This is a genomic window from bacterium SCSIO 12643 (genome assembly GCA_024398135.1).
Classification (GTDB): domain Bacteria; phylum Bacteroidota; class Bacteroidia; order Flavobacteriales_G; family Salibacteraceae; genus CAJXZP01.
The window spans coordinates 3,823,302-3,837,682 of record CP073750.1 but is presented as its reverse complement, the minus strand read 5'-3'; the positions used below and the strand labels follow the sequence as shown (position 1 = coordinate 3,837,682).

Here is a 14,381-nt window from a genome sequence, read left to right as displayed (position 1 = left end):
GTCTGGGAGACCTTCATTCACCAACTTATCTAATTCATCAAACTGGCTGATTTAAAGGGGATATTCATTGTTCAACCTAGCTGTTAATTTGTCCAAGATGACTCACAGGTGTTCATAACAACTTCTGAACCACATTCAAATTCAAAACAGATTATTTCGCCAAACCCACCTTCAATAGCATTGAAAAACAAACCAACATAAACTTTATTTTCATATTTCCTAGCTCCGTGAATTTTAATAGTTCGCTCATATACTGGCCTATATTTCTTTATAGCAATTAATCCTGACAAGAAAACCTCCTTTGAATTATCTTCAACAGAAATTTCCCAATTCAACTCAGCATTCAAAGAATCAACCATTCCTATATCTTTAAAGCATGCAAATAAATCAACGTATTTTAACTGACCAAAAACATCAGCTACACTATCAGAGTCGACAACACATACTTGCAAATAATTTTCATCTATAGTATAAATAGAGTCTACAAAATAATTAATCGCAGCCTGTTCATAATTAATATTATCATTCTGTTGAGCAGGGAGTGTCTTTATTAAAAATAAACTAACTATAATAAGAACGAACTTCATATCTATGTCTTTTCAACTGGTTTTGCTTTCTTTTTTGGTGCAATTTGTACCTTTCCATTATTAAACCCTTTAGGGGCATCAACTTTCTTTCCCCCCTTCATATGGGTCACACTATTTTGGGGAGTTGCATTCGTATTTATACTTGGCGAATTTATTCCTCCAATACCCGCGCCTTTAAGTATTCTTTGAATAGTTGATTTACCAATATTATACCCACCACCTTTTTTTGCAGGATACATTAAATCTCCTTTTGTAAGAGAATGTGTATTCTTCGTCATTTTCGTACCACTCATTAAAAAATGCCCCATCTCATGAGCATCATCCCTAGAATCACCATCCTTTTTCACATAGGCTAATTTCTTTCCTTTAGTCACCCCTTCAACCTCTGCATTAGGGTTATTATCATCACTAAAAAAGGTATCCATTTGCTCTGGCGTACCATCTAAAACCCTAAATGAATTACCCTCAGGATCAGCCATTGCATCACCCTCAGGATTAACACTCTCAATCACAGAAATTTTAACACTAATTGAATATGTTTGCTTCTTTCCAAATTCATCCGTATAAGTATACTCCATACCACCGTTTACCTCTGCCCATGTATTGGCAGCATTTTGGGCTCTTTCAACATCATCTTTTAAGGCGTAAACATTTGCTACTATAATGACTGTCCCAGCATCATGATCAACAACAACTCCAAAATCTTTACCATCATAATCTACAAACTTAATTGGAGAATTCCCAACAAAATTATACGGTGACATACCTAGGTATTTCGCCATCAAAGGATCCAAGCTCAACCATCTCCCCACTCTTGGATCATAAATCCTAGCCCCAAAATCCAACGAGTTTCCGGTTCCTTTCACTTCATCATCCTTCTCCATACCGTTAAAGCCATACCTGTAATCATCCGTACTGGCATTACGCATTGGCATCAATGACCCAAATGCATAATAATCTGCTGCAGAGATCACTTCGGCCATATAACCTTCAACGCCTGATGCCGATACCCAGCTTGGATCGTTGATATCACGTTCGCAATATACGAACCACAGCAGCTACACACCTAATAATTAATGTTCTATGTTTAGATTCTGATTGCGGTTTCTATATTCAGAAAAACTAGTAACAAAAAACCACTAACTCTTCAGCTAGTGGTTTTCTTTTTAATCTCTATTTCTTCTTTCATTAACCAGTTGCCATTAGCGCTTTCGCTATAAATGACAACTTTTATTCTTTATTTCTCATTTGGCAAGGTGCTAGGGGGCTTTCTAAATTTCTTATTTATTAATACCTTACATTCATAATTGGAGCAAAACTAAAATCGAGCTATCGTGTCACTTTCTTAGTCTCAAAATAAATTTCCCTAAAAATTTTTATTATCTCTTTATATTGGGGGAATTTCTGATAAATACAATCATAATTCACTTCCATTGTTGAAACCATTGGAACAAAAAACATTTTACTATTTCCCAACTTCATCACCATCATCTCAAAATAATGTCGAGAATACTCATTCGTATAAATAGTTACAATTTCATTAGGAACTTCAATTCCCTCTAGTAATGCATCCAATTCATCCTTTTGCTTTGATCTAATTTTAATTACCTCAGATTTTTCTTTTACAAAATAATTATTACCATCACAAAAAAGGTGGAAATCATTAATCTCATTACCATTTGTACCTATTAGCACCATTTCAAAATGGTAATTTATTGGAATAGAGTCAATATCAAAATAAAACTCATAATTCTTGTTATAATCCTCAACCTTAATACCACAGTCTTGAGCATTACCTGTACAATAACCAAACAACAGAACTATAATTATTGATTTATAAACCCAATTCCATCTTAATGTCAATTTTTTTATCATAATACGATCTACTATAATTTCCGTTTAAGAACAAGTCATAGGAGCCTCCTAATTCTAACTTGTTTTTCCTTATACCCAAAATAAAACTTGTGGTAATTTTAAATGCTGGAGTATAATATCTGTTAATATTTATTCCCGAGTATTTACCTCCAACCTTAAGCAATTCACTCCTAACTATGTTTTCAATATGCAAGGCACTTTTTTCATTAAACTCATGTGCTTTTTGCCAAGCTTCGGTCCATGCATTCATTTTTGAATAATCCTTATCGAAAACGCTAACTATAGGCATTTTAGGAAATGGCATATCAAGGTTATTTACCTCCATAAATTTATGTCCCGTTTCATGAGCTATCATTCCCAATTGAGCAAAATCATATGATTCTTTTCCATTCTTTCCTGGGTCATTTCCTGTGTAACCAACGGCAATATTCATAACATTATCCCCCGTAGGACTATCACTTTTTAACCCATCCACAGCATTGTAAAAATATTTTTCCTTTCGATCATCCAAATCATCAAACATTGTTTTAAAGCTATCTGAATTTTTTCGAAGTTCCTTAATCCTAGATTTCATAGCTTTAAAATCCTTCCTACTTACTCCTTTATCTCTTTTATATTTAACCTTATCACCTAACGGATCATTGTAATAAACGGGATTATTATCCATTGAACAATATGGGCTCTGCCATGGTTGAATCACTGGATCCAAACTCAACCATCTTCCTATCCTCGGATCATACTGTCTAAACAGGGTTGTATAAGAATTTCCTGTACCTTTTGCTTCATCATCCTTTTCCATACCGTTAAAACCATACCTGTAATCATCCGTACTGGCATTACGCATTGGCATCAATGACCCAAATGCATAATAATCTGCTGCGGAGATCACTTCAGCCATATAACCTTCAACGCCTGATGTCGATACCCAACTTGGCTGAGTTCCGTTACCAGCCCCTAAAATTCCATTGGATCCATTTGGAGAAGCATCTGCCACGGCTGTACCTGTACCTTCATTAAACTTCCAGTATCCAGCTAAATTGGCTTCATTTCCAGACAACTCATTATTCATATTCCCGGAAATCTCAGATGCAGTTCGCGCATCATTCCATAAACGCACATCGTCTATTCCTCCTGTAAAATGAAGCCCGTAACTGCCATTACCATTTCTGTATGCACCAATTCGAATAGGTACATTACTTACTTTAATCGTACTGTAACTATCACCACTTCGTAAAGCACCGCCTACTTCGTTTCCATTCACATATAACTTAACGCTTGAAGTCGTATGAACCACTGCGACATGCTGCCATACTCCTGCGGTAATTACAACAGAAGAACTCTCATATAACTCTATTGCCGATCCACATGTTCCAGGAGCACTCCATACCCATCTTAATTTACCTTCTTTAATTGAGAAATAATATGAAAATTGATTTCCTGAACACCATTGTTTAGTTACAATCATCTGTTGACCCGATACTACATCAGGCTTAATCCAGGCTTCATAAGTTAAAGTTGAAGCTAAATTATATGCACTTGTATTATTTATAACTACCTGATCATTTCCATCAAAGCTTAAGTATTGTCTTCCAACGATAGCTTTCTTTCTATCAGTGACTACACTTCTAACATTGCCTAAATGATCCTTTAACTCATAACTCTTCGCTCCCACTGTTCGTGTCGATGATGTCACTGTGGTATATGGATTCGGAGCAGTCACATTAAAATCCGTTTGCGTTTGTGACTTGGTAAACTGATAGTTATTCACCGATACATTCGTCTGAGTCGCGATCTCCTGGTTCATATTCTTATTCCCCAATCGATCCGATCCATATAATGGCACTTCTGATAGTTTTAATGTCACATTATTCCCCACCGGTTTCTTGTCATAAATAGCCATTACATTCCCGCTCGCATCGCGCAAGTAATACTGTTTCTTTATTAAGCCTCCTGAGTTAGTCAAAACTTCTTTGGTTATTCGGTTTCCCATCCCATCGTATTCAAATATAATGGTTTCTGATGAACCTATCACACGCTTCACCTTCCCAATTACATTCCACTCTATTTCCGTGTCATTATAATTATCATTCAACAGATTCCCCATATCATCATATTCATAGTTCTCATCTCCTTGTGTCCCCATATGAAAATCTGATGTTCCAGAAGGAATCACAGAAGATGCATCTTCAATATGATCCAGCCTGTTATTCACTCCAGGACTTACATATTGGTAATCCATATCATCCACTTTTCCTTGTGATGAGGTTCCATATCTATCCACTGTTTTGATATTTCCGTTCGCATCATAAGTAAACGATTCATCGTATCGTTTATCACCATCTAAATACTTCGCTCCATCCCACCATTTAAAATCAGAGTTTAATATTCGGTTTAATGCATCATATCGATAGACATTCATCTTCACATCGTACTCATCCATCGTTAATCCTCCGGTAAACGTATTGGTCAACCACGTACTAATATTTCCATTGTATAACGAAGTATTACTATTCACATCTGACCCTGCTGCCGTAAACGGATTGTACTGACTATGCTTACCAATACGCGTTTCTTTTCTTTGATAATCTCCGTCAAAATACCCCAATTCCATCGCAAATGCATCTCTTGCTGTACTGTTAATCGCAAAGTCTTTTTTGGTAATCGTCACACCTGCTGCGGTTAATCCTAAACCAGTAGGCAATGATCCTTCTCCAGTAGCATAGATTTTTACTTTATGATCTCCTACTACTTCTGCTTTGAGTCTATTCAATAGTCCTGAACTCGCTTTTTCATAGGACGCATTAATCTCTGAACTTAATGCCAAAGCAAATAATTCAGGTGTACTTACTGACGTAAAACTATACGTTGTACTTGATCCATTTAAACTCAACGTTGCACTACTTACAGAACCCGATACATTTGTAATATCAATATATCCTACATGTGCACCATCCGCACCTTTATCATTGCGTCCTTTGGTATCTAAGTCTACTGTATTTACACTCTTTAAGAAACCTTGCAATGTATACACATAATCTACACCCTGAATTTCATCCTGGCCCAATTCTATTCGACTTAATGGGCCATGTAAATAATATTCATATGCTGCATCTCTGTCCCATAAAATGCCATCTTTGGATGTATAAACTTCTGTGATTCTATTGTCTTCATCATAGTTATATCTATGATAGAACTGGTCTTCACTATCTACATCATAATGACTATTGTATTTCACTTGATTCACATTCCCACTCACCAGGTCATATTCATAATCCAGAATTTTCACTCCGATCTCATCCATATCGTGAATCAACTTTTTCACATTACCATGCATATCATAACTATAATATGTTGTCACATGATCATTCCAGGTCTTTTCTACACGATTTCGCACATTTTCCAGTGCTATACTTGTTACTCCACCTGTTTGATTGGTTATATCAGCTGTACTGTTTCTACTCTTTCCATATTGAGTATATACCTCTTCTGATGTGGTATAACCTGATAAACTTGGATCTAAAATTATATTCGTCAACATCTGATCAAAACTTACTGCTGACGAACTGGTTACCTGACCCACTTCAACAACTCTGCCCAATTTATCATACTTAGTATAACTAAACTTATTGTTATTATCATCTTGATTCGAATTTTGACTCAGTACCAATTGACCCAGATTATTATATCCAAACTGACTCTGTCCTCCATCAGGAGTATCCTGCCATACCAATTGCTTTAATGAATTGTATCTATACTTTGTACGCATTGTATGTGATGGATACACTGGCGTATTTCCTGCTGGATTATCTCTATACGTTTTCACAGATGATACCTGAGATGCATTCAACAAATTCACTCCAAGTGGAGGAACTGTCTCAATCAAATTCCCAGCTCTATCATAGTAATACAAAGTATATTGACCAGCCACCAAATCATATCTCATACTTAGATTATCCGTATAATCCTCCGCACACTTTTTATAATTCTCTTTTAATTCATTCGTCTTATCCTCCAAACATGCACTTAATAATCCTCTAATCGCATTATTCTGATTTTGTTGTTGAATCTCTTCGCACGATAATGGAACTTCTATATCCTTTGGCGTATTATCTACCTCAAACGTATATCTCACACATACATCACAAGATTTAGAATAATAATTAGCACAATTAGTTTGTTTTCGAAATTCATCTATCTCACTCGCATCGTAATCGGTTGATGATTTTGCTGTAGTATTATAAGTGTTGCCCGATACATGCCCATATGTAAATGGCACATAACATCCTAAATATTCAACATTACTTGATATACCCTGGTACACATTAACTACTCCTGATCCATTTACAGAACCCACAGGAGGATTCCCTGTATAATACAACATATTGGGGTTCAAATCTATTTGGAAAAACTCTCCTGATCCATTATACACAATATCATTAAATACTTTTCTATTTACATTATTGTATAAATAAGGTGTATAAGAGGCACCTGAATAATCGTAATATGATCCTGTTTCTATTGTCAATCCCCTCATCCATGAATCATGGCTATTCGCATTTTGTGGTTCAATCTGAAATCCTGCTATTATATTGGGTTGTTGTGGACCACTCTCACAATCGTTCTCTAATGTCAACTTCACCATAGTAATAATACTCTCTCTACTTTTAGTCACCACACCTGTCTCACTTGTCTCTTCAATCTCCGAAATCTGTGCCTCTACATATGTCTTTGCTCTTAATAATCCCGCAGTAGATGTTATCCATTCCTTCTCATCTTCGTAGACTTCCACATATATAGTTTCATTCGCTACAGGGGTTGGTAAACTAGTTGTATAAGTTGCTGATACCCCAGTAGCTTGACGTGAATCTATCAGCGTCTTAAATGAAGTTTTCCAAAAATCTGCAATATCATCTCCCAATACTTGCATTTCTTGATCAACCGATACATCTATACCTGATAAACTACTAACTGAATTTCCGATAACTTCTGCATATCCATATGGACAATTTGTAGATGTTGCACTTGCAGTAGAACAAGTATTCAAAGCATCTAAACTTTTGTTACTACTCACTTCTGATGGATAATCAAAATTCACAAAGTCACCGGAAAGAGTTCCTTCTAATTTTATTAATGATGGTTCAATTAAAGCCTCTTCATCATATAAATATACCTTCAAAATATTCCCGGAACTACTCGCTCTCATTATAGGATTAGATGAAGTTTTATTGATTTCATCTGCGATTAATGTTGCACTTTCTGAATATGTACTACCTGCTAAAACTTTCTTGTTCATTACATATTCTACATTCGTTCCATCATCATACTTCAATAAAAACTCCGTTGATCCTCCCCATGGAAAATCACTAATATCTATACTCGCTATTGCTGTATAATCTACCGGAGTCACTTTATTATAATGATACCACTCAGAATTAGACTTCCAACACATATTCTCTGATGGCACTGCATGGAAATTATCAAACTGATCAAAATAAAACTCTGCAATATGATAACGCACATCATAACCTGAAGGACTCACCCCTTTGAATATTCCACAGTGATCCAGATCACTAAGATTTTCAGGAGCCACCGCCCATGAAAATATCTCCGCCCCTGTTGAACATAATAATCTTACGTTCAACTCTAATATCTCATCATCTGAAAAATCATTCGGCATTATCTCTCTAAATATTACATTCACCTGAGCTGTTACTGATCTAAGCGTTCCTGTTCCATCCGATAGAGAAAAACCTTTTTCATAAGTATTCATTCTATCTCCCTGACTTCCTAATGGAGTTAGAACATGTTGTGGATTAGGACTCACCCAATTACTTCTTTCAGACATTCCCCTTTCTAAATTATCATAGAAAAACTTAACTATCTCTTCTTTAACCTCTTTTTGATAATCTGATACCGAATATCCATTTTGTATATATGGTGCATAATGTGCGGTCCCTAAAACTACATCTTCAATGTCCTGACGCTCTTTTGCTAACCTTTGCTGAACTTCTGTATCATCATATACATCGCTCATCTTAAAAGTCCCTGGAATTGAAATCTGATCTACTCCTACTCCATTTATAGAAAATGAATTCTCATTGTTTGTCTCTGAATCAAACTTCGCCCGACCCTCTAAATAAGTATGTAGTTCCTTATGACACTTTGTTTTACAATGTGCTACCATTAATTCAATCTCACAATCTTTTTTCGTGCTTACTATACCAGCTATATCATCTTCCCAATCATCTGAATAGATATCTGTATGACCATTGGCCAAATTTGCGGCTAAAACCGCATTATTATATGCCACCTCGTACATCAACTTATTATCATCACATTGCTCCTCACATGATAACTCTAATTCCACAGATGCAGTCGAATTAGAAATCTCATCTTTCATCTCTGGCATCGGGTCTGGAATCTTCTCTAAACAATCACACCCCATCTCTGCCAATGCCGCACGGTCTGACTCCTCTGCCCCTGTATTCACTGTCGAATTTGGATATTGCAAATACCTTAAACAATTATCATGTGCCAGGGCCTGTGTTTTATCTATATGTGTATTATGATTCTGATAAAAACTAGCTGATGAATAAAAACCCGAATGAACTACCTCTACTAATTTTACCTGATTCGATGGTATCCCTCCTATATTAGGCGGACCTCCCGGATGTTCAATATTATTATAGGTCACTATTATTCCTTTATTCTTCATATTCGCCAAATTCACTGCATCTATGAATTCCTGTGAAGATCCGTTTTGACCATATGCTACAATATCTATCCAATAACTACAACCAGGGCCTTCACTCGATACAGATAAACAATTAAATACACCTAATAAAAAATCATAATTCTCTTTAAAAGCACCTGCGGCAGAACCAGGGTTCTGGATTCCTCCATTCGCCATGCTCTCTGCTATCGTGATATTATTATCTAATAACTCACCATATAATGTAATACATGATAATATAGTATTTGACGCTATACCTTCATTACACATCCAATCTGTAATTAGGCCCTTAAAGTCTGCTATCGATGTTTGACTAATATTATTACTTAACAGATCTCCTGCTGGTTTTGTCAAAATATTTTTATAATACGTATTGTTGCCATCGTTTAATTGATAGGTCTTTTCTTTTTGAACATAGTTATACAATGTAGTCGCCAATGCGGTAGCCTTTGAGTTAAAATTAGGATCTGCACAAGTAAACCCTTCTATTGTATCACAACTCCATTGTGGAGCTGGTAAACTATATGGCCCACAACAGTTCTCTGTCAATGTCCAATTCTCATACTGTGACTCTAATTCTGAAATATAATAATCTAAATAAGTCTGCCCAGAATTAGGCCCCTCTAAATCATTAATCACTACCTCTTTCTCTATCGTATACACCCCAGGCTTTAAATGGATTGTTCCTGAAGTAATTCCTGATAAAAATGCACTACTCACTGTATTTCCAGCTGTTGATGTATTCGTATAATCTACTGCTGATACTGTAATATTGCCTGGAGCACTTCCATTCAAAAGATTACTATATACCGCATTTGTTTGTCCACACTCCAATAAATAACTTGGCGGGATATTTATCTCTAAACGTACATTACGATCCGGATCACTTGGATATTTCGGACTTGTAATCGTTATATAAACCTTGTAATCACACTCCGAACAAATATCATCACAATCGCCACATCCATTATCACAATCTAAATTAAAATCTGATGGAGAAAACGAATACGTTAAATCAATTTGATCTGCTTTTACCGAATTAAAAGTTCCTGCTCCCATCACCATTAATGTCTTCGAAGACGAACTACTATATCCATCTGAAGACAACATCCCTTCTGATAATGCATCCTCTACTGTTATAGTTTGCATCCCTCCTACTGGCGTTTGTCTATTTGAATAATCTGTTACTCTAGCTCCATCCAACATCGTGGCCAATACTTCCCCCTTTTTGGTCATATAATTAATAGAGGTTACTCCATTTGGATCTCTTGTACTCGTTTTATATACATTCTCAGCCAATGGTGCTTCATTTCCAAATATGTAATCTAACTCTTGCTGTGCAACACTCCCATATTCCACCACCGTATTATGCGCTCCTGATACATTCGTTGGATCTCCCAACTTCAGCACGTCACCGACTCCTCCTTGAACCCATACTCTTCCTGTTGCATCCGGAGTATATACATTTCTGGTATATGTCTGACCTTCCCCATCAGCCACATATAATCCATCCATCGATCCATTATTCTGATCACTATAATACTGAGACAATGAAGAAGTAGACTTTACACTATTAGGCGCAAACATTTTTCCATCCGTATCAAAATCTGCTGCTGAATAGACCCCTCCTGTTGATGAGGAAATCATAAAATGATTATCATACTCAAAATAAGACTTTTGAGTAGGTGCCATCATCGTATTTAATGCTCCTCTACCCGAATAATCATATACAGTCGCATTGGCTACAACTTCTTCTCTACTATTTAATTTCGTTTGAGTTTGTCTTACCTGATTTAATCCATTCGCATAAGTTACCACTTCTTTTCTCTTGCCTCCTTCTGCAAACTGTTGCATATAACTCCAGTTCTTCCCCTGCTCAAAACTTTGATCTATGAAAAACTCATTATTTGCCGAACTTCCCCCTGGCTTATAATTTCCAGATGGTGATGTAACTTTAAATTTTTGTCCCCCATCTGTACTTGCCGGAGTATAAAAATGTCCTAACGAAGCATCTATTGATAAACTGGACCATTCTCCTATATTCTTAACATTTGTTGCACCACCTGAATATTGTGATCCAATCGGTCTTACTCTCCATACATAATAGCCTTCTCCTGAACTTGGCATAAATGCATACGAACGCACTCCTCCATCTACTCTTACTTTTAAAGCTTTACTCCAATCTTTATATAACGTATATGATCCTCCTGAACCTTTTTTAGGATCTACTTTTAGTATCTCTAAATCATATGACTCAAAATAATCTCTATTTGTACCATTTGAACTATGACTACTCCAACTTAACATTACCTTGCTCTCTTGAGCTGAAATAACATCTACCGACTGATAATTGATATTACTTGAGGAATGTAAGTGATACTTATACTTCGCCTGATAATCCACCTTTAAACGTAAATTATTAGGTATCGTTCCTGTTACACTCGTCACTGTTAATCTTACAGCACTTGAAGAATGAAAATTAGATCTGATATACTGCTTGGCATCTCTTAAATCGTTCGAATTCACCGTCAACACACCCGATAAAACCACTGAGCTCCCTGAAGAATTTGAGTATTCTAAATCATATCCAACACTTATAGTCCCTTGCGTTATATTAGGGTTTGTTACATCTCCATAATCCAATGAAACCAACATAATCAACTCGTCTGTACTCACTGTTTGTGATCCGTTTGTTGACAATGAAGAATAACTCCCTGTAAGCGAATTATTCACTAAAATATTAGACCCTTCAAAAACAATTTGAGAGATCACACTACCGCTCATCGCAACTATTGCAACGAACAATAAAAACACTTTATGTAATTGATTCTTTAGTTTCATAATTAGAGTTTTGATATAGAGTAATTTTTATAACGTGCTAAAAGCTCTTCCTTTTCATTAAAAAAATAGCGTTTCACATCATGATGTGGGTATGCCGAAAATCGTGCCTTTGACACCAATTCAACATACGTGATTTCTTCGTAGAGTTGCTCCGAATAATAGCCTTTTACTATACTATCCGGTAAAATCTCCCCTTTAGAATAGTATATGTTCTGATACATCAGATTATCAAACTTGTAATAATTCTTAGGGGCTATTTTACATTCATACGAAATATTCTTCCCCTCATTATAGGTTACCGATGATGTATAAGACATAATTGAATCAAAAGCATTTACCAGACTATTCATATAACCGGTTGCCATTTCTTCTTCCGATTCTATCTCTTTGATATATATCTTTTTCGCTTCTTCATTTAAAATGATCATCAGACTATCATCTATATAATAGCTCATCTCATCACTGCTTATAATGACCATCTTTCCATTCTTATAAAAATCGGTCGTTCTTACATCTGATGTATAACTTGATTTACGCGAATAGGTCTGCATCTGAAAATGTAAATACTTCTCCGTATTCACCATATTTGCATAATCCGAAGTATGTTGCTTTAATTTTTCTATCGCATCTAAAGGAAACTGGTATTGAGATATAACAATACCTCTCATCCCCAATAGCAATACCATCATTATCAATCCTGTTCTCATATCTTATTGTCTAGGCTTACCTTCTGAGTTATACTGTGTTTCTGAAAGCGTTACTATTCCTTCGCTTGTCTCTTTTAATTTGCGGATTAACTTCCCTTCCTCGTTGTATTGATAAATCAATGCAAAATGCTGACTATCAAAATTTGCAACTAAGCGCTGATGATTATCATACACATACGTCACCATCTCTGATTTTACCGGTTGAACTCGAACATCATCTATATAAATCGTAGGGCCTGATGATGTCCATGATGTACATGACATCTCAAATCGTATTCTTGAAGGTTCAATACCCGGAGGAGATACTCCTGCTAAATCAGAACCATCTAACTCTACTTCATATAAACTCCATTCTCCACATGATTGAGCGAGTTCCATATCTTCATTTCTAACCGTACCATTCCCATCTGTAAGCTTGACATTAAAAGTTGGAGTCCCTGTGGTTTTTACCCATGCCTGAACTAAAAAACCATCTCCATCTAAAACATCCGTATTACTCCATAAACCGCCATTTAAACTCGGTGCTATATTAAAATATCCCGCATCCTTAACTTCAACACACTGATTACCCGTATGACCAAATGTCGTCTCCACATCCAAACTACTCGTCTGCTCTATTCCATTATCAAAATATTTAAGTACAGGGGAAGAAGAAGGGTCCGGAATGTACGTATTCTCAAATGATTCAAAGGATACTTCAAAAAATCTCCCATGTTGTACAACTCCTATTACTTGCGTGTTGTTATACCCATATAAAGCCCCGCTCGTCACTCCCAATGCGTTAATCTCATAAATAGGATCTCCATTAGCAGAATACTCCATCATATTGGAGGTCTTAATCCATTTATCATAGTCATTAGAAGACACATCCCTCCATAAAAATTGAGAATAACCAAAAGTCCCTCGATCATAATTCTTATAATCATCTGTAGCTGCAGTATTAATTATAGATCCATCTAATTCCGACTTATAGGTATAAGATTCTTTTACTCTCCATTTATTTAAAAAGCCTTGCTCTACCTGATTTGGAAATACCCCCGTCATATCCTTCGCATATCGAGTTAAATCCGTTGACCAATTCGATGAAAATGTTTGTGCATTCGCACTGATCACATGCTCTAAATACAACCCGTTATTAAATGAAATACAATCAAATTCTTCTACACTTCCGCATAGCCCACTTTGAAATACAACATTTCCAGTAGCTTGATCCAATACAAATTGCCCGTTCTCTCCTACCGTTTGATGTGCCATCTTCATCGTCACAGAACAACAACCATACTCCCCATTAGCAGATGTCACCACCACACTCATGGTCTGGGTTTCTATTACTACATCATTAATAGAATATTTAACCTCTATGTTAAATGTTCCTGCATAATAAAAATACACATCTGAATAATACGGTCCCCCATTGGGATCTAACAATGGTTGATGCACCCCATAACTGTTATTGACCCGGATACTATAACCCAAATTATCACTCGAATTATAACTCCCCGCTATCTTTTCTATCTTAAACCTCAAAACATAATCTAATGTCGAATGAGGTACATAAGTCGCATTAAAATTAGCTGCAAGACCAATTAATGGAGACATAAACAATAAAATATAAATTAACTTTTTCATCGGTTTAAT

At 36.0% G+C, this 14,381-nt stretch carries 6 protein-coding genes; all 6 read right to left on the bottom strand.

All coding sequences use genetic code 11. The features are described from left to right. Positions 1-83 precede the first annotated feature (83 nt). The 6 genes from KFE94_16755 to KFE94_16730 all read right to left on the bottom strand — a co-directional run bounded on the left by KFE94_16755 (position 84) and on the right by KFE94_16730 (position 14,372). Positions 84-587: a hypothetical protein gene (locus KFE94_16755; protein UTW66279.1), complete on the bottom strand. Its 504-nt coding sequence runs from the start codon at positions 585-587 to the stop codon at positions 84-86. A 2-nt stretch (positions 588-589) separates the two neighbouring features. After that, positions 590-1,570, bottom strand: coding sequence for an RHS repeat-associated core domain-containing protein (locus KFE94_16750; GenBank protein ID UTW66278.1), 981 nt, complete (start codon positions 1,568-1,570; stop codon positions 590-592). A gap of 346 nt (positions 1,571-1,916) precedes the next feature. Then, positions 1,917-2,462, bottom strand: coding sequence for a hypothetical protein (locus KFE94_16745; GenBank protein ID UTW66277.1), 546 nt, complete (start codon positions 2,460-2,462; stop codon positions 1,917-1,919). Then, positions 2,422-12,036 (bottom strand): hypothetical protein, encoded by a 9,615-nt coding sequence (locus KFE94_16740; protein ID UTW66276.1) that lies wholly within the window; start codon positions 12,034-12,036, stop codon positions 2,422-2,424. Before KFE94_16740 ends, KFE94_16745 begins: the two co-directional genes overlap by 41 nt. A 2-nt stretch (positions 12,037-12,038) precedes the next feature. Next, positions 12,039-12,743, bottom strand: coding sequence for a hypothetical protein (locus tag KFE94_16735; GenBank protein UTW66275.1), 705 nt, complete (start codon positions 12,741-12,743; stop codon positions 12,039-12,041). A 3-nt stretch (positions 12,744-12,746) separates the two neighbouring features. After that, a complete protein-coding gene (locus KFE94_16730) occupies positions 12,747-14,372 on the bottom strand; it encodes a hypothetical protein (GenBank protein UTW66274.1) in 1,626 nt (541 codons plus the stop codon). Positions 14,373-14,381 lie beyond the last annotated feature (9 nt).

Bases quoted from the DNA above. Each gene is read 5' to 3' on its own strand.
- KFE94_16745 (UTW66277.1), bottom strand. From the start codon at position 2,462: ATGATAAAAAAATTGACATTAAGATGGAATTGGGTTTATAAATCAATA.
- KFE94_16750 (UTW66278.1), bottom strand. From the start codon at position 1,570: ATGGCCGAAGTGATCTCTGCAGCAGATTATTATGCATTTGGGTCATTG.
- KFE94_16755 (UTW66279.1), bottom strand. From the start codon at position 587: ATGAAGTTCGTTCTTATTATAGTTAGTTTATTTTTAATAAAGACACTC.
- KFE94_16735 (UTW66275.1), bottom strand. From the start codon at position 12,743: ATGAGAACAGGATTGATAATGATGGTATTGCTATTGGGGATGAGAGGT.
- KFE94_16730 (UTW66274.1), bottom strand. From the start codon at position 14,372: ATGAAAAAGTTAATTTATATTTTATTGTTTATGTCTCCATTAATTGGT.
- KFE94_16740 (UTW66276.1), bottom strand. From the start codon at position 12,036: ATGAAACTAAAGAATCAATTACATAAAGTGTTTTTATTGTTCGTTGCA.